The 24,584-nt window shown below is 43.8% G+C and carries 21 protein-coding genes; 18 read left to right on the plus strand and 3 right to left on the minus strand.

Translation table 11 applies throughout. From position 1 onward, the window contains the following. Positions 1-35: 35 nt before the first annotated feature. The 5 genes from L3V30_RS09695 (at position 36) to L3V30_RS09715 (ending at position 5,752) form a co-directional block, all read left to right on the plus strand. Positions 36-1,697: a BCCT family transporter gene (locus L3V30_RS09695; RefSeq protein WP_005393381.1), complete on the plus strand. Its 1,662-nt coding sequence runs from the start codon at positions 36-38 to the stop codon at positions 1,695-1,697. Between the two features lie 313 nt (positions 1,698-2,010). Further along, complete coding sequence (gene ectA, locus L3V30_RS09700; protein ID WP_005393379.1) at positions 2,011-2,544, plus strand: diaminobutyrate acetyltransferase; 534 nt, start codon at positions 2,011-2,013, stop codon at positions 2,542-2,544. A gap of 34 nt (positions 2,545-2,578) precedes the next feature. Next, positions 2,579-3,844 carry a diaminobutyrate--2-oxoglutarate transaminase gene (ectB, locus tag L3V30_RS09705; protein ID WP_237308815.1) on the plus strand — a complete coding sequence of 422 codons (1,266 nt, stop codon included), beginning with the start codon at positions 2,579-2,581 and terminating at the stop codon, positions 3,842-3,844. Between the two features lie 15 nt (positions 3,845-3,859). Continuing rightward, on the plus strand, positions 3,860-4,246 hold the full coding sequence (locus L3V30_RS09710; RefSeq protein ID WP_005393369.1) for an ectoine synthase: 387 nt from the start codon (positions 3,860-3,862) through the stop codon (positions 4,244-4,246). Positions 4,247-4,330: 84 nt separating this feature from the next. Further along, positions 4,331-5,752, plus strand: coding sequence for an aspartate kinase (locus L3V30_RS09715; protein WP_237308816.1), 1,422 nt, complete (start codon positions 4,331-4,333; stop codon positions 5,750-5,752). A gap of 184 nt (positions 5,753-5,936) precedes the next feature. Here L3V30_RS09715 and L3V30_RS09720 read toward each other — a convergent pair whose 3' ends face one another. Further along, complete coding sequence (locus L3V30_RS09720) at positions 5,937-7,502, minus strand: arylsulfatase (RefSeq protein ID WP_012841879.1); 1,566 nt, start codon at positions 7,500-7,502, stop codon at positions 5,937-5,939. Between the two features lie 393 nt (positions 7,503-7,895). On the opposite strand from L3V30_RS09720, the gene L3V30_RS09725 reads away from it, so the two are divergent. Then, positions 7,896-10,217 carry a multiheme c-type cytochrome gene (locus L3V30_RS09725; protein ID WP_237308817.1) on the plus strand — a complete coding sequence of 774 codons (2,322 nt, stop codon included), beginning with the start codon at positions 7,896-7,898 and terminating at the stop codon, positions 10,215-10,217. Between the two features lie 58 nt (positions 10,218-10,275). Here L3V30_RS09725 and L3V30_RS09730 read toward each other — a convergent pair whose 3' ends face one another. Further along, entirely contained in the window at positions 10,276-11,064 is a 789-nt protein-coding gene (locus tag L3V30_RS09730; protein ID WP_237308818.1) for an SUMF1/EgtB/PvdO family nonheme iron enzyme, read from the minus strand. Positions 11,065-11,241: 177 nt separating this feature from the next. Here L3V30_RS09730 and L3V30_RS09735 point away from each other — a divergent pair, with 177 nt between their 5' ends. The 7 genes from L3V30_RS09735 (at position 11,242) to L3V30_RS09765 (ending at position 19,101) form a co-directional block, all read left to right on the plus strand. Beyond that, entirely contained in the window at positions 11,242-12,564 is a 1,323-nt protein-coding gene (locus L3V30_RS09735; protein ID WP_048626338.1) for an anaerobic sulfatase maturase, read from the plus strand. A 40-nt stretch (positions 12,565-12,604) separates the two neighbouring features. Further along, positions 12,605-13,687, plus strand: coding sequence for a hypothetical protein (locus L3V30_RS09740; protein ID WP_237308819.1), 1,083 nt, complete (start codon positions 12,605-12,607; stop codon positions 13,685-13,687). Positions 13,688-13,846: 159 nt separating this feature from the next. After that, positions 13,847-14,848, plus strand: coding sequence for an HAD family hydrolase (locus tag L3V30_RS09745; protein WP_237308820.1), 1,002 nt, complete (start codon positions 13,847-13,849; stop codon positions 14,846-14,848). A gap of 187 nt (positions 14,849-15,035) precedes the next feature. Beyond that, a complete protein-coding gene (locus tag L3V30_RS09750; RefSeq protein WP_074191408.1) occupies positions 15,036-15,809 on the plus strand; it encodes a DeoR/GlpR family DNA-binding transcription regulator in 774 nt (257 codons plus the stop codon). 11 nt (positions 15,810-15,820) lie between these two features. Beyond that, positions 15,821-16,861 carry an oxidoreductase gene (locus L3V30_RS09755; protein ID WP_237308821.1) on the plus strand — a complete coding sequence of 347 codons (1,041 nt, stop codon included), beginning with the start codon at positions 15,821-15,823 and terminating at the stop codon, positions 16,859-16,861. Next, complete coding sequence (locus tag L3V30_RS09760) at positions 16,858-17,334, plus strand: heme-degrading domain-containing protein (protein ID WP_048626342.1); 477 nt, start codon at positions 16,858-16,860, stop codon at positions 17,332-17,334. The genes L3V30_RS09755 and L3V30_RS09760 overlap by 4 nt, the downstream gene beginning before the upstream one ends. Positions 17,335-17,523: 189 nt before the next feature. Then, positions 17,524-19,101, plus strand: a complete 1,578-nt coding sequence (locus L3V30_RS09765) for a sensor domain-containing diguanylate cyclase (protein ID WP_237308822.1) — start codon at positions 17,524-17,526, stop codon at positions 19,099-19,101. A gap of 51 nt (positions 19,102-19,152) precedes the next feature. Here L3V30_RS09765 and L3V30_RS09770 read toward each other — a convergent pair whose 3' ends face one another. Next, on the minus strand, positions 19,153-19,710 hold the full coding sequence (locus L3V30_RS09770) for a DUF3750 domain-containing protein (RefSeq protein ID WP_005394154.1): 558 nt from the start codon (positions 19,708-19,710) through the stop codon (positions 19,153-19,155). Between the two features lie 481 nt (positions 19,711-20,191). Here L3V30_RS09770 and L3V30_RS09775 point away from each other — a divergent pair, with 481 nt between their 5' ends. From L3V30_RS09775 to L3V30_RS09795, 5 genes are all read left to right on the plus strand, one after another. Next, positions 20,192-20,554, plus strand: coding sequence for a hypothetical protein (locus L3V30_RS09775; protein ID WP_226421637.1), 363 nt, complete (start codon positions 20,192-20,194; stop codon positions 20,552-20,554). Between the two features lie 35 nt (positions 20,555-20,589). Next, entirely contained in the window at positions 20,590-21,066 is a 477-nt protein-coding gene (locus tag L3V30_RS09780; RefSeq protein ID WP_237308878.1) for a GNAT family N-acetyltransferase, read from the plus strand. Between the two features lie 240 nt (positions 21,067-21,306). Next, positions 21,307-22,725, plus strand: coding sequence for an SLC13 family permease (locus L3V30_RS09785; RefSeq protein WP_005394158.1), 1,419 nt, complete (start codon positions 21,307-21,309; stop codon positions 22,723-22,725). Between the two features lie 3 nt (positions 22,726-22,728). Then, positions 22,729-24,066, plus strand: a complete 1,338-nt coding sequence (locus L3V30_RS09790) for an ATP-binding protein (RefSeq protein WP_237308823.1) — start codon at positions 22,729-22,731, stop codon at positions 24,064-24,066. Then, positions 24,053-24,526 (plus strand): response regulator, encoded by a 474-nt coding sequence (locus L3V30_RS09795; RefSeq protein ID WP_047008729.1) that lies wholly within the window; start codon positions 24,053-24,055, stop codon positions 24,524-24,526. Before L3V30_RS09790 ends, L3V30_RS09795 begins: the two co-directional genes overlap by 14 nt. Positions 24,527-24,584 lie beyond the last annotated feature (58 nt).

Consider the following 24,584-nt stretch of genomic DNA (forward strand, 5'->3'; position numbering starts at 1 on the left):
TTAAATTTGGTCACGTATTTTTAAGGAGATTATCCGTGAGCACCGATAATAACGGTGGCATTCAACGCCCCGATGGAAAGGTAAACGCGATAGACACTGACTATCAAATTGGTCAGGATAACGTCGCGTTAAAAGTAGGCCCGTTTGGCCTTGATATTCATAACCGTGTTTTTGCAATTTCTGGTTTAGCAATCATCCTATTTGTTGTAGTAACACTATTATTTCGAGAACAGGTAGAGCCGTTTTTCGCAGATCTAAGAGCGGGTTTGTTACACCATTTGGATTGGTTCTTTCTCGCATCTGGTAATATTTTTGTCATTGTCTGTGTTGGGTTGATTTTTACACCGCTAGGTCGGGTACGAATCGGCGGTACAGAAGCGACGCCAGATTATTCCTATGCGGGTTGGCTGGCAATGCTCTTTGCAGCAGGTATGGGTATCGGTCTGGTGTTCTTTGGTGTATCAGAACCTATGTCTCATTTTAGTTCTGCTATTGGTGGCGTGAACGTTGAGAACGGTGTTCGTACTGACTGGGCCCCTCTAGGTGGTGCAGAAGGCGATGCAAGTGCTGCATCTGCACTAGGTATGGCGGCGACGATTTACCACTGGGCGCTTCATCCGTGGTCAATCTATGCGCTATTGGCTCTTGGTTTGGCGATTTTCTCGTTTAATAAAGGCTTGCCACTTACCATGCGATCCATTTTTTACCCACTGTTTGGTGAGCGTGTATGGGGTTGGACTGGTCACATTATCGACATTCTTGCCGTTGTAGCGACAGTTTTTGGTCTGGCAACGTCTCTAGGTTACGGTGCGTCTCAAGCCGCAACGGGTCTGAACTTCCTATTTGATGTTCCAATGACGAATACTACGCAGGTACTATTGATTATTGGCATCACCGCACTCGCTTTAATCTCAGTTGTTGCGGGACTAGACAAAGGCGTGAAAATCTTATCTGAGATCAACATGGGTCTCGCTGCGCTTTTACTGCTTTTCGTTATTGTTGTCGGCCCGACGATCGCGATTTTAACGGGCTTCTTCGAAAATATAGTGTCATATGTGGCTAATATTCCTGCCCTATCAATGCCATTTGGACGAGAAGACGTAAACTATTCTCAAGGTTGGACAGCATTCTACTGGGCTTGGTGGATTTCTTGGTCACCATTTGTCGGTATGTTCATTGCGCGTGTATCTCGTGGTCGTTCAGTTCGTGAGTTCATTATTTGCGTTATCCTTATCCCTTCTTCTGTTTGTGTGTTATGGATGACCGCTTTTGGTGGTAACGCTATAAGCCAATACGTGAGCGATGGTTATGAAGCCGTGTTCAACGCGGAATTACCGTTAAAACTATTTGCCATGTTAGATGTGATGCCGCTAGCTGAAATTACATCTTTCGTCGGTATTATTTTGGTGGTGGTATTCTTCATTACCTCTTCAGACTCTGGTTCACTGGTTATTGATACTATTGCTGCGGGCGGTAAGGTCGATGCGCCAACGCCTCAACGCGTGTTCTGGTGTACGTTTGAAGGCTTAGTTGCGATTGCATTGATGCTTGGTGGTGGCCTAGCGGCAGCTCAAGCAATGGCCGTGACCACAGGCCTACCATTTACGATTGTTCTGCTTGTTGCAACGGTTTCTCTAGTAAAAGGCTTGATGGATGAACCTCGTCCAAAAGCGGTTTCTAAGAAGAAATCGAAATAACCAACATCAGCAGTTAAATATTTGAATAAAGCGGCATGCGAAAGCATGCCGTTTTTTTTGATTTTTGAATTTTTTGCTGAGAAATGAAGACCATGGAGGACTGTTTTTTCTGTTCATTTTTTATACTTATTCTTTAAGTGATTTTTTAATAAATTAGACCTCGAACTATTTTAAGATTTGGTTAAATGGCGTATTTTTGTGACGCTTGTCACAAAAGTGCCGATAAAAAGGCGGATTATTTGATTTTTAGTCGCGAGGGATGCCCATAATAAAAAGGAAATTTAATTAGACCTCAAAGGATATGTATTTCCACATGATCACATCAGCACCTTGGGTTCTTTATCCAGAGATTGGAGAAGACTCAAGTAAAAAATGGATTTTTCGTGAGCCTAAAATCTCTGATGGTGACGACATTTACAGCTTAATTGCAGACTGTCCTCCATTGGACATGAACTCATCTTATTGCAATTTCCTACAGTCTACGCATTTCAGCAAAACCAGTATTTTGGTTGAGCAAAAAGGCGAAATCGCAGGTTTCATTTCCGGTTATCAGAAACCAGACGAGCAAGACGTTTTATTTGTCTGGCAAGTTGCAGTCTCACCTCGCTTTAGAGGTCACGGTTTAGCATTCCGCATGTTGAAAGAACTTCTCACCCGAGAGGAATTGGGCGGTGTTAAATCGGTAGAAACTACCATCACGGAAGATAATAAAGCCTCTTGGGCATTGTTCAAAAAGTTAGATGCGATGAACGGCAACTCTGGCCAAGTAAGCACATTTTTGGATGAAGAAGCCCACTTTAAAGGCAAACACGATACAGAATATTTGTATCGCATTCCTCTCAAATAATCCTCAAACAATAGGAATTAAAAACGGTCTCATCATGGATATTTTCAAAAAGCAGGAATCCAACGTACGCTCATATTCAAACAATTTCCCAGTCGTTTTTCGTAAAGCGAAAGGCTGCTGGCTGGAAACAGAACAAGGTGAACGATACTTAGACTTCCTTGCTGGAGCGGGATCTCTAAATTACGGCCATAACAACCCAGTACTTAAGCAAGCACTGCTTGAGTACATTGAGATGGACGGTATTACTCACGGTTTGGATATGCACTCAGAAGCGAAAGCATCGTTTCTTGAAGCGTTGGATACGTACATCCTTAAACCAAGAAACTTGGACTACAAAGTTCAGTTTACTGGCCCAACCGGTACTAACGCCGTTGAGGCAGCACTTAAGTTAGCGAAAAAAGTAAAAGGTCGCGACAGCGTTGTTGCATTTACCAACGGTTTCCACGGTTGTACAGCTGGCGCACTGGCTACAACGGGTAACCAGCATCACAGACAAGGTAACGGTTCTAGCTTAAGTAACGTCACTCGTATTCCATTTGAAGGTTACGCTGGCGTTGATGGTCTAGCATTGTTCGAAACCATGCTAAACGACAACTCTGCAGGTATGGATAAACCAGCCGCTGTACTTCTTGAAACTGTGCAGGGCGAGGGTGGCTTAAATGCTGCTTCAAACGAGTGGTTACAACGTTTGAGCAAAATCTGTAAAGCCAATGACATTCTTGTGATTGTCGATGACATTCAAGCTGGTTGTGGACGCACAGGTACTTTCTTTAGCTTTGAGCCGTCAGGTATTCAACCAGATATCGTGACGCTATCGAAATCGATCGGTGGTTACGGTTTGCCAATGGCCGTCGTTCTACTTAAACCAGAGCTAGACCAGTGGAAGCCAGGTGAGCATAACGGCACGTTCCGTGGCAACAACCATGCATTTATTACCGCGGCGAAAGCATTAGAAATTTATTGGGCAAATGATGACTTTGAAACACACATCAAGCAGTGTTCAGACAAAGTAAGTGCTGTTATTGATCGCTGCGTTCGTCGCTTCCCACAAATGTTTGTGCAGAAAAAAGGTCGCGGCATGATGGTTGGTATTGAGTGTATCAACGGTGATATGGCATCTGAAATCGCGAAAAACTGTTTCGAAAACGGAATGGTAATTGAGACAGCTGGCCCTGACGACGAAGTCGTTAAGTTCTTCTGCCCACTTACGATTAGCGAGTCAGAATTAGACCAAGGACTAAGCATCTTTGAAAGTGCAGTGGAAACCATCGCTGCGAAACATTTCAAACAAGCATCTTAATAAGGATTATTAATTATGATCGTCAGAACACTCGATGAGTGTCGCAACAGTGAGCGACGTGTGGTTTCAGATAACTGGGAAAGTGTCCGTATGTTGTTGAAAGATGACAACATGGGTTTTTCTTTCCACATTACTACGATTTATGAAGGTACTGAAACACACATTCACTATCAAAATCACCTAGAATCGGTTTTTTGTATGAGCGGTGAAGGTGAAATTGAAGTCGTTGGTGGAGAAACTTACCCGATTAAACCGGGTACGTTATACATCCTTGATAAACACGATGAGCACTACTTGAGAGCTTATAAGAATAAAGAAATGGTAATGGCGTGCGTATTCAACCCACCAATTACCGGCGCTGAAGTGCACGATGAAAACGGTGTTTATCCTCTCGTTGACTAAAAGATAGAGGTGGGGTGCTTGTCACCCCACGATCAACTATCTCTTCTTTTTTCTTTTAAAGTTACCAATCAAAAAAGGCTTATCATGACATTTACCGTAGAAAAAATCGGCGGTACATCAATGACAGCATTTGATGCTGTTCTCGACAACATTATTCTTCGTCCTAAATCGCCATACAATCGTATCTTTGTCGTCTCTGCATACGGCGGTATGACCGACGCGCTACTCGAATGTAAAAAAACCAGTAAGCCAGGTGTTTATCAGCTTATCGCGAAACGTGATGACAAATGGGAAGAAGCGTTAGCATACGTTGAAAGCCGTATGCTGCTCACAAATGAAAATATTTTCGCGGACCCAATGAATCGTATCCGTGCAGATAAATTCATTCGCTCACGTATTGCTGAAGCGAAAAATTGTATTGCGAACATTTTAGAAACTTGTCAGTACGGTCAGTTTTCGCTACGTCAGTATTTGCCTCAAATTCGAGAGTTTCTGTCGTCTATTGGTGAGGCGCACAGTGCTTACAACACGGCACTGAAACTAAAGAATATGGGTATTAACGCTAAGTTCGTTGACCTGTCCGGTTGGGACAATCAAGCGCCAAGAAGCCTTGATGAATCGATCAGTGATGCGTTTGCTGATATCGATGTGTCAAAAGAACTGCCAATCGTTACAGGTTATGCTTACTGTAAGGAAGGCCTAATGCACACTTATGACCGAGGTTATAGTGAGATGACATTTAGCCGAATTGCAGCGATAACAAAAGCGGATTTAGCGGTAATTCACAAAGAATATCACTTGAGCTCTGCAGACCCGCGTGTTGTTGGTCCTGAAAAAGTTTTGCCAATTGGTAGTACAAACTATGATGTAGCAGACCAACTTGCTAACCTTGGCATGGAAGCGATTCACCCAAATGCAGCCGCAGGTTTACGTGAGAGTTGTATAGAGCTACAGATTAAAAATACATTTGAACCTGAACACGAAGGCACTTTGATCTCTTCAAGCTACCGCCCAGAAGAAGACAAAGTCGAAATTATCGCAGGTAAAGAAAAGGTGTTCGCACTGCATTTGTTTGACCAAGCGATGGTGGGAAAAGCCGATAACGTTAGCTACGAATTAATGGAAATTATCTCTGATGCTCGCGTAAGTTTAGTTGGTAAAGAGATGAACGCGAACTCTATTACTTACTATCTAGGTGGCAGTACTGATAGCTTGAACAAAGTATTGTATAAAGCTGAAAAACGCTATCCGAATGCGTCGATTAAAGGCCGTATGGTCGCGCTGATTTCAGCCATCGGTTCTCAAATTGACACTAACAAGACACTAGCGAAAGGTGTACTTTCTTTGATGAACAATGGCGTAACGCCAGTTGCACTTCACTCATCAATGAGAAATGTAAACGTCCAGTTCGTCGTGGGTGATAAAGAATATCAGCGTGCGATTTGCGCGTTGCATGATGAATTCTTTCAGAGCAATAGTTTAACTAAATCGGTTAACGTAGCTTAGTTTATTCACGGTTAAAATACAAAGGAGAGCAGGTTTGCTCTCCTTTTTTGTTTTTCTGTGTTCTCAATATGGGCCCGCTTTGCATGGAGTAAACTACCGAGCTAAGTGTGTTCCCATCCCGAGATACAGATAAGCCAGCAGAACTCTGCTGGCTCAGTAACGCAATCTAGAGTGATTAATTAAATTACTTAACTTTATTCACTTCTTGTTTAAGCATTTCTAACTGCTGCATCTTTTCTTGCATCTGCAAAGAGTCGTAATTTAAAGAAGCAGGGTTCATAGTTGTACCGCGTTGCATTGGGTATTCAGGTAACGTTTTAAAGAAGTCGCCAACAACGTCTTGAATTGGTACAAACAACCACATGTTGTCTGCCATCCAACGTAGATACATTTGTGACTCGCTAGGACCTTTTTCAAATGGATCAGCGCGTAAGTGAATGATCTTAGGCCAGTTTGGTACAGATCGCACGGCGTCGCTTAGGTTTCCTTCCAGAGTTGCAAAGTGAAGTTTCCAGTCATTCCAGCGTACTGCGTTTAGTTCACCATTTGAGGTGAAGTAGAGCAGAGACTCACGTGGTCCTTTCTCTTCTTTTCCCTCGAAGTATGGCATGAAGTTGTAGCCGTCTATATGGACACGCCAGTCTTTACCATTTGCTTTGTAACCTTCAGCAAGCTTTTCTTTCACGTCAGGAACGCCAGCTGCCGCCAACAATGTTGGCAACCAGTCTTGATGAGCCATCATTTCGTTGATTTTCGTTCCTGGCTTAATGACACCTGGCCAACGCACAAGTTGAGGCACACGCATACCGCCTTCCCAAGTCGTGCCTTTCTCACCGTGGAATGGGGTTGCGCCCCCATCAGGCCAAGTCATGGTCTCTGCGCCGTTATCTGTTGTATAAATAACAATGGTGTTGTCAGCAACGCCTAACTCATCGAGTTTGTCGAGCAATACGCCGACTTGATCGTCATGCTCTAACATGCCATCAGCGTAAATGCTAACACCGGATTTGCCTCGGTACTTCTCTTGTAATCGGGTCCACACGTGCATGCGCGTAGAGTTATGCCAGATGAAGAAAGGCTTATCTGCTTTAACAGCTTTCTCCATAAACGATAAAGTGCTTTCGAGGAACTCTTCGTCCGCGTGTTCCATGCGTTTACGCGTCATTGGGCCAGTATCTTCAATCTTACCGTCGGCATAAGATTTAATTACACCACGAGGACCATAGTTTTTACGGAACTCTGGGTCTTTAGGGTAATAGTAGGTTTCGGGCTCTTCTTCTGCATTAAGGTGGTACAAGTTACCAAAGAATTCATCAAAACCATGATTGGTAGGTAGGTGCTTATCTTGATCGCCCAAGTGGTTTTTACCGAACTGAGCTGTCATATAACCTTGGTCTTTTAGTAAGTCAGCAATAGTTGGTGCCCAATCTGGAATCCCATGGTCGGAACCCGGCATACCAATCGTCAGCAAGCCAGTGCGAAATGGTTCTTCGCCAGTAATGAATGCTGCTCGACCCGCAGTACAAGATTGTTGGCCGTAATGGTCTGTAAACAAAGCACCTTCGTTCGCGATACGATCGATGTTAGGGGTTTTGTAACGCATCATACCTTGGTTATATGCGCTGATGTTCCAGTAACCGACATCGTCACCGAAAATTGCAAGTATGTTGGGTTTGTCTGCCGCCATCGCTGCGCTGGACGTTGCTAACAGTCCGACGCCTACTGCGATTTTTCTCAATTGGTTTGCCATAAAAAACTCCAGGTGGTTGAGAGTAACGAGAAGCACAAGTAAACCTTGTGCTTAGGTGCTGCATAAGTTAATGATGTGTATAGAAAAATCCTCTTATACTCTTTATAACCATAAGTTATTGAGGGTATTTAACTATTTGTTTCTAAATAAAAATACTTGTCATTGTGATGATTTGGGGAGGTTTTAAAAATAGAGATGGGTCACTAATGAACACCAGAGCAGGTTGCTGGTGAGACGAATAAAGTTTCAGCAAAAACACCGAGATACTCCCTAATCGGGGGACGAAGAATGGAGCACTCATTTTGAAGGCCTTTCACTTCTAATTATTTGTATAACCAAGAGGTTAGCGACTATATTGATTCAAGTTGCACCATCTAAATACTAAGGATAGTTATGAGTCAGTGGGCAGGTCGGTTTCGGTGTCTATTTCTGGGTATCGTCATGGTGAGTGGTTCGTTTTTTCCCCAGGCATCAGTGATAGAGAGTCCCCAAAATACCACGAAGCTTGGGTTGGAATATGTCGGCACGCAAACGTGCGCGGAATGTCACCAACAAGAGGTGGAGGCTTGGAAGGGCTCTCATCACGATATGGCAATGAAACATGCAAACTCAGAATCTGTTCAAGGTGATTTTGATAACCGCACAGTGACGCATGATGGTCAACCCAACCGTTTTTTTAGACAAGGCGAGGAATATTGGGTCAATATTCAAGGCCCTGATGGTCAATGGCACGATTATAAAATTAGCTACACATTTGGCTGGGAACCGTTACAGCAATATATGGTGGAGTTTGAAGATGGTCGTGTACAGCTCATTCCTTTTGCGTGGGATTCAAGGACGAAATCGGAAGGTGGTCAGCGCTGGTTTCACCTTTATCCAGAGACAACAACGACAGATGAGTTTTACTGGACTAACACTGGGCAAAATTGGAATTTCATGTGTGCAGACTGTCATTCGACCAATGTAAAGAAGAACTATGACGCAATCAAAAATACCTACAACACGTCTTGGTCCGAGATCAATGTTGGTTGTGAAGCGTGTCATGGCCCTGCAAGTGGACACATCGAGTTGGCGAAAAAGTCCGCATCTACAGGAGGCTCTTTCGATACAGATAGTCACTATGGTTTTGACCGAAATTTATCTAAAGCGGTAACCGAGTGGGTATTTGAGAAGGGCCACAGAACATTACAACCAAAAGCAATCGCAGAAACAAATCAAGTTCAGACGTGCGCACAATGTCACAGCCGTCGAACGCAGTTAAATGAGACAGGTGATCACATTCAAGGCTCATTTTTCGATAAATATCGGTTAAGCCTGATCACTCAAGAACTCTACTACCACGATGGCAAAATTTACGATGAAGACTATGTTTACGGTTCATTTCTTCAGTCTGAAATGGCTGAAAAAGGCGTAACATGCACCAATTGCCACGATCCTCATTCGGCAAAGCTAAACATCCCAGAAGAGGCGGTATGTTCACAATGTCATATTGCGTCAGAATATACCCCAGAAAATCACACCTTCCATGAAGCGGGATCCAAAGCGTCACAATGTACGACTTGTCACATGCCAGAAACGACTTATATGCAAGTCGATCCTCGTAGAGACCACAGTTGGCACGTACCTAGACCTGACTTGAGTAAACACATCGACACGCCCAATGTATGTACGTCTTGTCATGAGGATAAGAGTAACCAGTGGGCGGATGCGCAGATAGCCGAATGGTTTCCTCACTCTCAATACCGCAATCAACAACACTTTGCTGTCGCGTTTTATGCCGATGTAATTGGGCACAAAGGGGCGGCGAATGCTCTGGCTTACTCTGCTCAGGATTCATCATTAAAAGACATCATACGAGCTTCTGCATTAGAGCGAATGGGCGGCAATACTGACCAAAATACGACTGTTTCGCTCGCAAGGGCCGTTAAAAATGAGAATGAAATGATTAGACTCGGCGCAGTTGCGGGCTCGTCTGGTTATGAGTTTCATGATCGATGGCGAATTTTAGAACCACTGCTAGATGATCCCGTACTTTCAGTGAGGGCGGAGGCGGCTTCGGTATTAGTGACCAGCTATGCGCAAATGACGCCGTTACAAAAAGATAGGATTCAACCACCGCTTGAAGAGTACATGGACATTCAAAAGTTTAACGCCGATCGTGGTTTCGGCAGAACCAATTTGGCAAATGTATACCGCAGCTTAGGCGAAATCGATAAGGCAATTGCGTTATACCAAGAAGCGATAAGTATCGAGCCTTATTTCGAAAATAGTTACGTGAATTTATCGGACCTGTATAGACGCCTTGGGAAAGAAAAAGCTGCGCTCTCGGTGTTACAACAAGGAATGAAAGCTCAGCCTAAATCCAGCTCATTACCTTACAGTGCTGGTCTTTCTTTGTTACGCCAAGGCAAGGAAGATGAGGCCAAAGCTCTACTTAAACATGCCGCAGAACTAGGAAAGACTCACGCTCACTACTGGTATGTTTATGGTCTAGCTTTGGAAAAAAGTGACGTTCTGGAAGCCAGTAAGGCATTGCAGACTGCGTTTAAAGTCGGTGGGAACCCTCAACATTTATATGCTCAATGCGAAGTTCTAGCGAGAAATCATAAAAAAGGCGCTGTCGCTTTTGCTTTCGATAGGTGTCTAAAAGAGCTGAGTAATTATGCTCCTAAGCAGGCTATTGATCAGCTGAAAGCACCTATTACGAATCTGTAGAGATTAAACACCAATAGTAAAAAGTGGAGCCTTTATCGCGCCACTTTCTCTACTTAGTTTAGTCTACGTCTTTCGCTAGTCTAAGGCCCATGTCAGACATAATGACGGATTGGCTGGCAAAATCGCGGCGATAGTTTTCAGATTCGTCTGCGTCATAAGCAAAGCTGCCGCCACGTACAGACTTGTGTGCAAGGCTTTCTTTTTCCTCTTTTGCGTTTACCGGATTATCACTGGGCGCTGTTTTGTAATAACCTTCGTCAAAAGCATCAATCACAAACTCGCCTACGTTACCTGTCATGTCGTACAACCCGAGCTCGTTTGGTTGCTTTTGACCTACCTTATGAGCCTTATTGTGCGAGTTATTCGCATACCAAGCCACATCGTCAATATTGTTTGATCCAGAAAAAGTGAAGCCTTTGCTTAAAATTCCGCCTTTAGCGGCAAACTCCCATTCAGCTTCTGTTGGTAGACGGTAATGCTCTCCCGTTTTTTCATTCAATTTCTTAATGAAATAATTGGCTTGTTGCCAACTAATATTATTGACGGGTGTATTTGGATCTCGAAAGTAGCTCAGAGAGGAGCCAGTGACAGCTTCAAAGACCGATTGAGTTACCTCGAATTTTGACAAATAGAATCCATCAACCTTAACAGTGCGAGCTGGGCGCTCTGACTTTTTGGCTGATGGATTATCTGCGCCCATCATAAACTGCCCACCTTCGACAAGAACCATATCTTGATCGATTTTCTGAGCGAGAGAGTTTGGTGGGGTTGTTGCACACCCACTAATTATCAGCGTGACCGATATGGCTGAGACAAAGGAAATAATCTTACTTTTGGGATGCTTCATTCGGCAACTCCGTCAACGACTTTGGTCAAAAAGTCTAGCAAGCAAAACCATAACAAACGGTTATACACACTATAACAAGCGCCGAGAATACTTGAACATTATCATCACCCTAGGCGATTAACTCGATGATTAGGTTTGACATCATTGGGGACAGGTTAGCAACTAAGAAGGTGATGAATGCACATAACTCAAGGGCCGCAGTTCAACGGAAAAGCATCTAAGCGTTTACATGTGATGGCAAAGCCCATTGGTGCTGCCTGCAACATCGATTGCACTTATTGTTATTACTTAAGCAAACAAGATTTGTTGGAATATAAGCAAGGGTGCTCGCCAATAATGGATGACGAAACCTTAGAGAGCTATATCCGCCAATACATAGAAGGGCAGAACACACCTGAAATTATCTTCTCTTGGCAAGGTGGAGAGCCGACCATGCTGGGGTTGGATTACTTCAAAAGAATTGTTGAACTACAAGATCAATACCGCCCTCATGGTATTACGATCTCTAATGATCTTCAGACTAATGGCACGCTTCTTAATGATGAGTGGTGCGAGTTTCTAAAAGCGAACCACTTTCTTGTCGGTTTAAGCATCGATGGCCCTGAGATGATGCACAACGCTTACCGAACAAATCGAGCGGGAAGAGGCACATTTAAACAAGTGATGAACGCCGTTGATCTATTACATAAGCATGAAGTGAAGTTTGCAACGCTTACGTGCGTGAACAACTTGACCAGCCGAAACCCATTGGAAGTGTATCGCTTCTTACGAGATGAAGTACGTTCCCCTCAAATGCAGTTTATTCCGATTGTTGAGCAGAAAACTTTCAGAACAACAGCGCCACAAACTTGGAAGCCCAATGAGCAACTAATGCAAGGTGATAAACGTCTGATTCCCGGCCACAAGGATTCAGTTGTCGAGCCATTTTGTGTGGCGGATGAAGCATGGGGTAACTTCCTTATCGCGATATTCAATGAGTGGGTCGTGCATGATATTGGTAACGTTTTTGTACAGTATTTTGAAGCAAGTTTGGAAACATGGATGGGAAGCAAAAACCCACTATGCACGCTAGGTGAAATCTGTGGCAAAGGTTTAGCAATGGAACCAAACGGTGATGTCTTTGCGTGTGACCACTATGTTTACCCGGAATACAAGATCGGAAATATTCACCGCGAAAAACTCGATACTCTCGCTTATAGCCCTGACCAGCAGAAATTCGGGTTTGCTAAAAGTCGTACACTGCCTCAGCAGTGTGTTAATTGCGATTATCAGTTTGCATGCTTTGGAGAATGCCCTAAAAACCGCTTTATTCGCACCAGAGAAGGTGAGCCCGGCCTTAACTATCTATGTGCAGGTTGGAAGAAGTTTTTTGCGCATGCCGATAAATCAATGGCGTACATTTTACGAGCGATGGGCAACCCTGTGGTACACGGCAAATACAGTGATAAGGCTTTGCACCTGAAAGCGTCTAATCAACCTGTTTTTGACACTAAGTTCTAAGATTCAACTGGTCCAGTTTTATAAAAGTAAGGTCTAATCAATGCAAAAGATAACGCATTTTACGAAGTCACTCTTAACTTTCGCGATGAGTGTAGCGTTAAGCCAAGGCGTTTGGGCTCAAGATAAACCTCTGCTCAATTCAGATAAAGTTTCACCCGTTGAGATAGCATCTCAAGAAGCTCCAATTACACCAACACAGCAAATCGAAAAGCTGTCTTATGATGCACAAAACAAAAAGTTGTCTTCAGAAAAGCGTATTGATGCTTTACGTGAACTGGCCAACTACCCCAGCCAAAACGCTTTGGTTGCCGTCGCTCGTGGTTTGAAAGATGCAGATGCTGGAATTCGTGAAGCAGCAATTGTAGGAGCTCAACCCTATATGATAGAGCATCGCTGGCGTCTGGTTTCCCCGTTGCTAAGTGATGACGATGCAATGGTTCGAATTACCGCAGCGATAAACTTGGTTCGAGATTACGCCAGTTTAAGTTCGGAGCAGCAACAGTTACTTGAAGGCGCGGTGACTGATTTAACATCCTACTTGTCGCAGAAAACTGACAACGTTTCTAGATTACTCCTTGCCGATGTATATCGTTGGCATCGAGAGTGGGACAAAGCGGCATTGATTTATCCAGAGCTAACCAAGCTGATGCCAAGTAACCCGCAAGTCTGGTTAAGCTATGCGGACAATTTTCGAGCGCAACAAAAAGATCGACAAGCTATCCAAGTACTTGATGAAGCAATCACACTTTTTCCTGATAACGCTGCTTTGCATTACTCGAAGTCATTGGCGCTAGTAAGACTCGGTGAGAAGCATGATGCCGCTAGCGAAATTGAAAAGGCCGCTAACATGGCAAAGAACAACAGTTATTTTTGGTACTTAAATGGTGTTCTGCAAGAAGAGTTAGATCTTAAAAAATCTGTGGACGCTTTTGAAAAAGCTTATTTGATCTCTGGCGCGCCGGAGCAGCTTTATGCAGTGTGTGATATCTACATTCGTTACGACAACCCCAAGTCTGAACAGTGTTTAGCGGAACTTAAGAAAGTGGCTCCGGATTACGTGATTGATGAGCTTAATCAGAAAAAGGGACGTCAAAGTACTTCAGAGCAGGTTGACGCCAGCTAACTCAACACTTTATCAGTAAGCTTCTTTAATTAAAGCGTGTTTCTAGTTACAAGGTCACTTTCTGGTGTCGTTGCATATGTTGCTCTGAATTGCGCTTGTTAATCGTGAACTATACTTTCATTTGGATTTGCATCCCGTACCTCAATATAAGGAATTAAAATGGCTATAAAGTTAAAGGTGATTGTCCTTGCGACAAGTTTTGCTCTGTCTAGCTATAGCATTGCTGCTGATGTGCAAGATCCTCTGCCGTCATGGAACAACACCGGTGCGAAGCAAGCTATTATGGCGTTTGTTACTAAAACGACGACTCAAGGATCGGACGCTTATATTCCTGAAAGCCAAAGGATCGCTACGTTTGATAATGACGGGACGCTGTGGGCAGAAAAACCCGTTTATCTACAGCTGTTTTTTGCGATCGATAAAGTGAAAGAGATGGCCTCTGAGCATCCTGATTGGAAAACAACAGAACCTTTTGCTTCGGCAATAAAAGGTGACTTGGAGGGGGTTGGCAAGCAAGGCCTTGAAGGTGTGATGCAGCTTGTTATGGCGACTCACTCTGGAATGTCGACTGATCAGTTCCATCAAGAAGTGAAGGAGTGGATGAAAACGGCCGTTCATCCTACGACGGGAAAGCCATACACTGAAATGGTTTATCAACCGATGCTTGAGTTACTCGACTACTTGAGAGCAAATGACTACCAGACCTATATAATTTCTGGAGGTGGCATTGATTTCATGCGTGTTTGGGCACCAGAAGTGTACGGGATCCCAACGCAAAATATCGTTGGGACGACATTAAAAGCGGAGTATCAGGTCGTTGATGGAAAGCCAACGATTCAACGCTTGCCAGAAATTGATTTTGTGAATGATAAAGCGGTGAAGCCTGTCACGATCCAGAACTTCATTGGTAAGCGCCCGGTGATGGCATTTGGTAATTCTGACGGTGACTTACAAATGCTAGAGTGGACTAAAGCGGGGTCTGGCCCACGATTTTCAGCGGTTATCCATCACACGGATGACAAGCGTGAATGCGCGTATGATAAAGACTCTCACGTGGGGAAATTAGACAAATCATTTAAAGTGGGTGAAGAGCAAGGTTGGCTGTTTGTCGATATGAAACAAGATTGGAATCAAGTTTTTAAAGAAGCGATGAAAAAATAGCGACCCAGCCAACGCAAACATTACACCAAAAATTTTTTGATAGGGGGTGATGAGCAAAACGCTCTTCATCTCCTCAACTTAACAATTCTGTTTGGTATCAGCATAAGCAAATATTGCGTGCGTCCGTATTGGTTATTTGATTGCTGTGTGGCATCATTGCTTAAAACCACTTAAGTGAATTTAAGTAATGACGCAAGAAGAGCGATTGATAGAGCTCAGAGCCAAGCTAGAGCTACAAAACAAAATAACGTTATCGGAAGTTTGCGAGTATTTTGGCATCTCTCGAGATTCAGCGCGTCGAGACTTAGTCAAGTTGAGCCAACTACCGGGATTACAAAGAATCCGAGGTGGCGTCATGCTTGCCCCGATATCTTCCTCTACAGAGGCGTACTCTAATCGACCAATTAGTGACACTAAGCATCGCCTCGCTCAAGCGGCCGCTAAGCTTTTGGATGAGCGTGACCACCTTGTTATTGATACCAGCACTATCTTATCTCTGCTCCCACTTTACGTAGAAAAAGCACGCTGTGAAGAAGATAAGCTCAACGTGGTCACCAACAGTATTGACGTACTAATCGCTGCTGAAAAAAGTGAATCAATGGACGTCCATTTCTTAGGTGGACACTTTGACCCCTACGCCAGAGCGATCTTGGGTGCACAAGCAGAACAGCAAATGAAGCAATATCATGTGAATAAGGCGTTTATTGGTGTGTGCGCGTTGTCATCCCGAGGGTTGACGACAAATAATGAGCTAGAAGCAACCATGAAACAAACCATGATAGAGCAAGCTCAACAAGTCATTGTCGTTTGTGAATCCCGCAAAATTGGAAGCGACAATTTTCACCATGTATGTGATTTGTCAAAGATCGACATCGTTATTACCGATCATGCTCCTCAATCAGATTTTCAACAACTTCTCGACCACAATGATATTGAATGTATTGTTGTTTCACCGAAATAAGGAATCTTAGTATGGCTTACGATCCCGTAAAGACCGCCGTGATTGGTTACGGATATTCAGCAAAAACTTTCCACTTACCCTTCATTAAAGCACTGCCAAACTTGACGTTGAGCGCAATAAGTTCTCGTCAACAGGAAGCGGTCCAAAATGATTGGCCAGATGCTCAGTGGTTTGCTGATGCCAATACTTTACTCGATGACAGTGACGCTGAGCTTGTGATCATCACTGCGCCAAATGACGTGCACTACGAGCTCGCAAAGCGCGCGTTGAACAATGGCAAACATGTTATTGTCGAAAAGCCGTTTGTAACGCGCATAGAAGATGGGAATGAGTTGATCGCCTTAGCAGAAGAAAAAGGATTGGTTCTGAGCGTTTTTCATAATAGGCGTTGGGATGGCGATTTTCTCACTGTTAAATCGCTTATCGAACAAGGTAAGTTAGGTGATGTGAGGCTGTTTGAGTCGCACTTTGATCGCTACCGTCCTGAAGTTCGTCAACGCTGGCGAGAGCAGGCTCAAGATGGCGGTGGTATTTTATTCGATCTTGCTCCCCATCTTCTCGATCAGGCCTTGGTGTTATTTGGTTTGCCAGATGCAATAGACGCACAGTGTCGAATGATGCGCCCGGGCGCGACGACGATTGATTACTACAACTTAGTGCTTCATTATCCAGATCATATTGTGCATTTACATTCAAACTTATACAGCCCAGAACCAAACCTGCGTTATAAAGTATTGGGTACCGAAGCTAAATATGAAAAGTTCGGATTAGATCCTCAAGAAGGTTACTTAAAAGAAGGCCGATTACCGGAGAACGATGCTTGGTCAGAAGAGGACGAGGCGTTATACGGTGTCCGCTACGACGAAGACGGTGCGCAAACTATCAAAACGGAGAGAGGTGCGTATCAAGCTTATTTTGTTGGTGTAGCAGATGCCATTCGTTTGGGTACTGATAACCCGGTTCCTGCCGTTCAAGCAGTACAGAATATCGCTCTGATTGAGATGGCATTGGAAAGCAGTAAAACGGGTAAAACGATTCAGGTGAAATCATGAGCTTAACGCTTGAGCTCGTCGCTCAACAAGAGCATGAGCTTCAATTGAAAGAGTTTAACCACCAAGTAGCGTGGTCTATTGGTTTAGCTTTAAAAGAAGCGGCGGAAGCCTGTGACGCGGCTGTGGCTATTGAGGTCTACGGTTTTGGACAAACGCTATTTCAATACGCGATGACAGGAACGTGCGCTGACCATTTGGATTGGGTTCGTAGAAAGCGAAATTCAGTATTGAGATATGGTCACAGCTCTTACTACCTCTCGCTGTACAATAAGCAAAAGCAGCGTGATTTTGAAAATCAGCCACATCTCGATGCGCGTGAGTATTGTGCTCATGGCGGCGCGTTCCCAATTCGAATCATGGGTTCTGGTTTAATTGGGGTTGTGACGGTATCGGGTTTACCGCAGTTAGATGATCATCAGCTTGTTGTCGATGTATTAAAGACAATGGTAATGACCAGCACAGAGCTTGCTTAAAGTTGTGCGATATTACAGTGGCACGGCATTTATTTTGTGTCACTGAATTCTCTTATTAGCTCATTTTGCGTTCTATTATGTGAGAAAATATTTAACACTGCTCCCAACTTCCTACCTGAAAATTAAATCAATTTCATATAACCTATACGCTCATTCATACAAAAAGCCATCGAAGCTGGCAGTTGGCAAATGTCCTTTAGAAGAAAAGAAAAACTTAATCTTAGAAACCTTATTGTAATCCTGTGTGTTTTCAGCGTGCTTGTCACTTTGATCAATGCGTTTTATTCGATCTATCGAGTGCAACGAGATCTCATCATCAATAACACGTTAGAGTCCAACCGCGTTTATGCGCAAAAAATGTCAGAAATGACGGACTCTTTCATAGAAAGCTCAATGTCGCAGTTAAAATACAGTGCGAACTTGCTAAAAGATAAGATGCACGATGCTCAGTTTCTTGACGAAGAGGCGGAGAGGCTGAGAAAGCAAACCAAATCATTCAACTCTGTGGTTGTCGTTAATGCGAAAGGCGTCATTATTTCTGTATCACCAGAGACACTTCAGGTGAAAGGTGTAAAGCTCGTTGGTGAAAGAAAACGTCAATCTTTAAATGCTCAAGCGCCCGTTGTCACTGAGCCATTCATCTCACCCGCAGGAAATTATCTGTTAACGATCTCATACCCTATATTTTCTCAGTCCAATGAATATTTAGGCTATATCGGCGGTACTATCTACTTAGAGAAGGATAATATTCTTGCGGAATTACTTAGCCAGCATGCTTACAAAGATGGCTCTTTCCTTTACGTTGTGGACGAAAGCAATACGCTGATCTACCACCCAGATAAATCGCGGGTTGGTGAAGTGATCAACGATAATATGGCAATTAACGCCGTGACAATGGGTCAGCGTGGTAACAAAGAAATTGTGAACTCTCGCGGTGTTGAAATGCTAGCAGGGTATGCACCAGTTGAATCATCAGGGTGGGGAATTGTCGCTCAGCGCCCGAAATCAATGACGTTAATGGTGCTAGATGAGCAGATGTGGAGTGTATTTTTCAAATCGATTCCAATTGGTTTATTAACTCTGCTGTTGATCTGGTTCTTCTCTCTACTTATTTCAAGACCATTATGGCAACTGGCTGGCGCTGTTCGAGGAGTGGAAGAACACTCTTCATCCATCGATGATTTGAAGCTGGTTAAGTCTTGGTATTTTGAGGCTTCACATTTGAAGCTCAGTTTCCTCAAAGCGTTTGGTATCGTTTCAAAAACCATTGATAAGCTGCAACTGGATACGCTAACAGACGCGATGACTGGGTTGTTAAATCGACGCGGCTTAGACAAAGTTCTAGGCTTGTTTAAGCAAGAAAACACCGCTTTTTCTATTTTAGCTTTGGATATTGATCACTTTAAGAGCGTGAATGATAACTATGGTCATGATGTGGGTGACAATCTACTCAAAGAATTCGCTCAGTTGATGAAAGAGCAGGCCCGAGCGAATGATCATCTTTGCCGTTCCGGTGGGGAAGAGTTCATGATGTTCCTTGAAGAGACGGATGTTCATCACGCGGTTGATGTCGCTGAGCGGATTAGGCATAACGTAGAAAAACACGATTTCCTGGTCGTTGGTAAGGTAACGGTATCACTTGGTGTTTCTCACTGGAAAGGCAACGATATGCCAATTGAAGCGGTAATGAAAGACGCTGACAACGCTCTGTATAAAGCAAAGCACAACGGAAGAAACAGAACCGAGTTAGGTGAAGACGCACAATAGGTATAGTGCTATGCGCTGAACGTAAAACGCGCCAGTTACCAAGCTTTTGTTCTATTCGTTGGCGTAGCCGCTACCAATTGCTCTAAATGGCAAGTCGAGTTCTAACTCTGGAATTTGCTTGCCCACCCAAGCCGGGAATGTGTTGCTATTTGGTCCTGGAAACAACGTGTATTCTTCAGCCCAAGGGTATTGGTTGATAACACTTTGTATTTTCGGGATAAGTTTATCGGCTTTTTCACCTTGTATTGAGAGTATTTTTTCTGGCTTCGCACCATACCAGTAGCGATCTGGTGTGCCCGTTTGGTATTGATACAGAGCGGGTTGTCCACGATTCACGCGCCACCCAACCACTTCATACACGGTATATTCGTTCGCATTTTCAGGCTTTACTGCAAACCAAGTGTGCACCGCAAACCAGCCTCGCCAACCAAATGCATCTGCGGCATAAAACTCAATTACGGCATGTTTTACATTGGAAGGGTCAGGCGCGATACCGGCAGGTTCTCTGCTTGCGGTACGCCAATCTCCTTGAGTGCATCCACCCATCAAAGCTGCGATTGATATCAAGCCAACTTTTAATAGATGAGTAAAACTGAGAGAGTTTTTCATTGATCGCTCCTAGACCAACCGATGTTGGAAATGCTTTATTGATTTTAGCTATAAAATAGGTGCAAGCCTTATTGTTAAATCTTCCCTTCGTTAAAAAGAAGGAAAGGCTAGCGCTACAATATCGGATCATACGTGATAATGAGATGAGTAGATTTGTAACATGTGGCATAGAAAATATTGTCTTTCTCTATTAACTCGCTTAGTTGCGTATGAAAAAGTAAGAGCTTGTACGTATATTGCTTACACTATTTAGTAATTTAAAATTAAATAAAAACAATTGCTTGGGTGTTATTGGGAGCGATTAAGTAGGCTGATTTATCCTCAGCTGCATTGTGATTTCCCCATTTTTAGCGGAATTTCATCGTACATCCTTTTACTGTATTTAGAGACTTGCGTACACCTGTGGCACAATGGGCGATTACGGAAGGAGTGCTATTTGGTAATGCAAATGGCAGAAAAATAACTAGAAATTGAATAACCAATGTTTAAATCAAAAAGTATACTTGCATTATGCATGTTCGCATTTGGCTGTTTTGCCAATCAAGATAGTGAACCAACGTCCGTTGTACTGAACTACGGTGACTCTTCACTCAGTGCGGATATTCAAGCAAATCGAAAATTTCATGTGGTCCAAGATAATGAAAGTGAGCATGTGGAGTTTTCTGGAGGAGTCACGAAGGAATATTCCGATTACATTGTTAATATACATATCATCAGAAAAAGCAAAATACGCAGATCAAGTCGAGAGCTGAATACCACCGTATTGATGAACAGCGATCAGCTTGAAAAGCCTTTAGTGGTTGGTATTGAAAATGATGAGTTCACCAGTATTACTTTGCGTTAATACTTGGTATTTATCGAATAGGAATGGTTGAACCGATGCTCTCAATACGTCGCTATCGCACAGAGGATGCTCCAATATTGTGGACACTTTTTTACCACACTGTACGAGTCATTAATCGTCGCGATTATACCGAATCACAAGTTTCAGCTTGGGCCCCATCAGATTTTGATCTCAATTCATGGCAACGCACAATGGATGCTATTCAACCCTATATCGCGGAAATAGAAGGGCAGATCGTTGGCTATTGTGATTTGCAAAGTGACGGCTTGATTGACCATTTCTTTTGTCACCATGAATATCAAGGCCAAGGTATTGGTCGTGATTTGATGTCTTTTCTATTTTCACAGGCGAAAGTAAAGGGGATAGAGCGACTGTACTCTGAAGTGAGTATCACTGTCCGACCTTTCTACGAGAAAATGGGGTTCACAGTTAAGGTTCAGCAACGTGCTGAAGTTAGGGGAGAAACCTTAACTAACTTTATGATGGAAAAGTATATTTCACTGAAATCGTGAGCATTTAGTGAGCTTGAACACAGATATAAAATGTTTTCCAATGTGAAAACAAGTTCATTGATCTCGCACCAAAGTTTTGTTTGAAAACAGTGTGCATAATCTTCTCTGGAACAAGCCATTACTGCATTTTTCGTCTCTGAAGGCTTAGTCAGAGCCTAAAAGCTTCGGTATTGCGGTGGGTAATGGCGTTCCAAACGCCAAACGTGTCTGGCTAACCATCTCAGGAAGAGAAGTAGTACTATGCGCCCTTATCTCAAATACATTATTCCAACATTGATACCATTGCTTATTTGGTTAATGCCCCTCTCTGCATTCCCATTTGATGGCATTACTATCGTCCAGCAGAGAGTGATCGCAATCTTCTTGCTTGCTGCACTCTGCTGGGTGTTTGAACCTATTCCAATCTACGCCACTTCGGTCGTTATCATTGTGCTCGAATTATTGCTTGTTTCGAATAAAAGCATCGTGCTTTTTCGCTTGCAAGAAGGGCAGCCACATTTTGGTGAGCTGTTGCAATATAACGAGATAATGGCGACTTTCGCTAGCCCGATTATAATGCTGTTCCTCGGTGGGTTCTTCTTAGCTATGGCGGCGACAAAGTACAGGCTGGATGTCAACTTAGCGCGCGTGTTGCTAAAACCATTTGGGCAAAACCCAAAGTTCGTTATGTTGGGTTTGATGTTGATCACCGCTGTCTTTTCCATGTTTATGTCAAACACCGCAACAACAGCGATGATGTTGTCGATTCTAACCCCTGTGATTGCGGTATTTGGGCCTAAAGATCCCGGTCGAATTGCGTTTGCCTTGTGTATTCCTGTTGCCGCCAACATTGGTGGTATTGGTACACCAATCGGCACGCCCCCGAATGCTATCGCGCTGAAATATTTGGTTGGTGACAACTTAATTACCTTTGGTGAATGGATGGTCTTTGGCGTGCCATTCGTCATTGTGATGATGGCGCTAGCGTGGTTTCTGATTGGCTTTTTGTATAAAGCCGAGCAAACCACCATTGATCTGAATATTAAGAGCAAGTTTTTGAAAACACCAAAAGCGATGATTGTCTATGTCACCTTCGCAGGTACGATTATTCTCTGGTTGATGGGGTCAGCACATGGGATGAACTCTTACACAGTGGCATTAATTCCGGTCGCGGTATTCTCATTGACGGGCATTATCAACAAGGAAGATTTGAAGAAAATTTCTTGGGACGTGCTTTGGTTGGTGTCAGGTGGTATCGCTCTGGGTCTTGCTCTGGATAAAACAGGGCTTGCGAAGCTGGTGGTACACAGTATTCCGTTTGATCAGTTCTCGCCATATGTGGTCTTGTTTGGTGCGGCTTTCTTGTGCTTGTTAATGGCAAACTTTATGTCGCATACGGCTACTGCAAACTTACTTATGCCGATTATGGCTGCGCTAGGTACCTCGATGACTTCGTTAACGCCATTGGGTGGAGAAGTGACGCTGATCTTAGTCGTGACATTTGCCGCGTCACTCGGTATGTCGTTACCAATCAGTACGCCACCAAACGCGTTAGCTCATGCTACTGGGCATGTCGAAAGCAGCCAAATGGCTCGTATCGGTGCAGTGCTGGGCGTGATTGGTGTATTACTTAGTTTTGTTATGGTTTGGATTTTACATACCGTTGGGCATATTGGGTAACCCATGTACGAAACGAAACTAGATGCGTTAGTACAACGCTATTTTAACCATCTTGAACGCCGATTAACGGTTTTATCCGGATCGGTGCTGATCGAGCAAGCTGGCTACAACGATCGGTTGTACTACGTGCTTTCAGGAGAGTTGGCTGGCTATTATGCGGAAGACGACAAGAAGCCAATTCAGGCATTTTCTGCGTCTCAAGGTGCGTTTATTGGCGTACATAGTTTCTTTTCTGGTACATGGACGGCCTCTTCGACAGTTATTGCTCAAACCGACGTTGAACTGGCTTGGATACAGCGTGATACGCCCGCGGTGGAAGAGGTGACATACGGACCATTGACGACACAATTTATGCCTGTGATGGTGAACGAGTTATCTCGGCGTCAACGGCGTGCAATGCAAGAGGCCTTGGCTAAAGAAAAAGCGTTACAAAAGCTGCATACCGCAGAGCAAATGACAACGTTAGGACAGCTTGCTGCGGGTATTGCTCATGAGTTGAACAATGCTATTGGTGTGGTAAGCAGTAAATCAGAGCGACTCGAGTCGGTCATCATGGAATTGCTTGAAGAAGTTCATCCGGAAGCGAGTCAGTTTTTTGATTTTGGTTTGATGCAAGGACAGAAAGTCTCTTCCAGCGAAGCGAGAAAGCGGGGGCGTCACTTCGAAAAATATTACGGCTTACCTAAGGATCTCGCGCGTGATCTCGCTCGTGCCGTTCCAAATAATTTCCTGTCGGAGCATTGGTTAAAAAGACCCGAAGAAGCGATACGTTTCTGGCAAATGGGGCGAGACCTTCATGATTTGCGTATTGCCTCTAAACATACTGTTGGCATTGTACGTTCAGTGAAACAATTGGGGCGTACGGATATCGACTTGGATGAAGCGTTTAATATTAATGACTCAATCAATCGAGCGCTGGCCCTATTGCAAAGTGACTTAAGACGCGTGAGCGTACGTTTTAGCCCAGCGGAGTTGCCGGACTTTGTCGGCTCTCAAACCGAACTCGTCCAAGTTTGGGTCAATATTTTAAAGAATGCGTGTGATGCACTTGGTCAAACCGAAGATCCGGGGATCGAAATACATACTCGAGAGAGTAAGGGGAAAATTTTGGTCACGATTGCTAACAACGGACCAGAAATCGATGAAGCGACACGCAGAAAAATTTTCCGGCCAAACTTCACCACTAAAAAGGGTGGGTTGTCGTTTGGTTTAGGATTAGGGCTGTCGATTGTGAAACGCATTATCGCCGGATATAACGGCTCTATTGTGGTAAAGAGCGACAGTGAAAAAACAATTTTTAGAATCAAGTTACCAGTAGAGGGTGAACATGGAGAAGCTTAATGTAATTTGCGTTGATGACCAACGAGAGGTATTAAGCGCGGTTCTACAAGATTTAGAGCCGTTACATCAGTGGTTGAATATCGAAGACTGCGAATCCGCAGGTGAGGTTCTAGAACTGATGGATGAGCTTGATGCAGAAGGCGAGATGATCGCATTAATAATTTCCGATCATGTCATGCCAGGTAAAACAGGAGTGGAACTACTGACAGAGGTATCACAAGACAGTCGTTTTGTTCGCACACGTAAAGTGCTTCTGACGGGGCAGGCGACGCACACGGATACCATTAATGCGATTAACTCCGCAGGTATTGATCGCTACTTTGAGAAGCCATGGCAAGCGAGCCAATTGATTGAGTGCGTTAGAAACTTGGTGACTCAATATATCTTTGATATGGGCTTAGATTACACTCAATATCACGAACACTTAGATCAGAGTGTTGTTTTTGAGCGCCTACGTTAATCAAGGCTCTCTAAGGTTGTTTTCGTCACGGCCAGTTAGTGTCTGAAATTTACTGTGA

This window comes from Vibrio sp. A1-1 (assembly GCF_021728175.1).
GTDB classification, from domain to species: Bacteria; Pseudomonadota; Gammaproteobacteria; order Enterobacterales; family Vibrionaceae; genus Vibrio; species Vibrio diabolicus.

Excerpts from the sequence above, each read along its gene's own strand:
- L3V30_RS09770 (WP_005394154.1), bottom strand. The coding sequence starts at position 19,710 with ATGAAAAACTCTCTCAGTTTTACTCATCTATTAAAAGTTGGCTTGATA.
- L3V30_RS09785 (WP_005394158.1), top strand. The coding sequence starts at position 21,307 with ATGCGCCCTTATCTCAAATACATTATTCCAACATTGATACCATTGCTT.
- L3V30_RS09745 (WP_237308820.1), top strand. The coding sequence starts at position 13,847 with ATGGCTATAAAGTTAAAGGTGATTGTCCTTGCGACAAGTTTTGCTCTG.
- L3V30_RS09715 (WP_237308816.1), top strand. The coding sequence starts at position 4,331 with ATGACATTTACCGTAGAAAAAATCGGCGGTACATCAATGACAGCATTT.
- L3V30_RS09775 (WP_226421637.1), top strand. The coding sequence starts at position 20,192 with ATGTTTAAATCAAAAAGTATACTTGCATTATGCATGTTCGCATTTGGC.
- L3V30_RS09795 (WP_047008729.1), top strand. The coding sequence starts at position 24,053 with ATGGAGAAGCTTAATGTAATTTGCGTTGATGACCAACGAGAGGTATTA.
- ectA (WP_005393379.1), top strand. The coding sequence starts at position 2,011 with ATGATCACATCAGCACCTTGGGTTCTTTATCCAGAGATTGGAGAAGAC.
- L3V30_RS09760 (WP_048626342.1), top strand. The coding sequence starts at position 16,858 with ATGAGCTTAACGCTTGAGCTCGTCGCTCAACAAGAGCATGAGCTTCAA.
- ectB (WP_237308815.1), top strand. The coding sequence starts at position 2,579 with ATGGATATTTTCAAAAAGCAGGAATCCAACGTACGCTCATATTCAAAC.
- L3V30_RS09720 (WP_012841879.1), bottom strand. The coding sequence starts at position 7,502 with ATGGCAAACCAATTGAGAAAAATCGCAGTAGGCGTCGGACTGTTAGCA.
- L3V30_RS09755 (WP_237308821.1), top strand. The coding sequence starts at position 15,821 with ATGGCTTACGATCCCGTAAAGACCGCCGTGATTGGTTACGGATATTCA.
- L3V30_RS09735 (WP_048626338.1), top strand. The coding sequence starts at position 11,242 with ATGCACATAACTCAAGGGCCGCAGTTCAACGGAAAAGCATCTAAGCGT.
- L3V30_RS09790 (WP_237308823.1), top strand. The coding sequence starts at position 22,729 with ATGTACGAAACGAAACTAGATGCGTTAGTACAACGCTATTTTAACCAT.
- L3V30_RS09750 (WP_074191408.1), top strand. The coding sequence starts at position 15,036 with ATGACGCAAGAAGAGCGATTGATAGAGCTCAGAGCCAAGCTAGAGCTA.
- L3V30_RS09710 (WP_005393369.1), top strand. The coding sequence starts at position 3,860 with ATGATCGTCAGAACACTCGATGAGTGTCGCAACAGTGAGCGACGTGTG.
- L3V30_RS09740 (WP_237308819.1), top strand. The coding sequence starts at position 12,605 with ATGCAAAAGATAACGCATTTTACGAAGTCACTCTTAACTTTCGCGATG.
- L3V30_RS09765 (WP_237308822.1), top strand. The coding sequence starts at position 17,524 with ATGTCCTTTAGAAGAAAAGAAAAACTTAATCTTAGAAACCTTATTGTA.
- L3V30_RS09780 (WP_237308878.1), top strand. The coding sequence starts at position 20,590 with ATGCTCTCAATACGTCGCTATCGCACAGAGGATGCTCCAATATTGTGG.
- L3V30_RS09725 (WP_237308817.1), top strand. The coding sequence starts at position 7,896 with ATGAGTCAGTGGGCAGGTCGGTTTCGGTGTCTATTTCTGGGTATCGTC.
- L3V30_RS09730 (WP_237308818.1), bottom strand. The coding sequence starts at position 11,064 with ATGAAGCATCCCAAAAGTAAGATTATTTCCTTTGTCTCAGCCATATCG.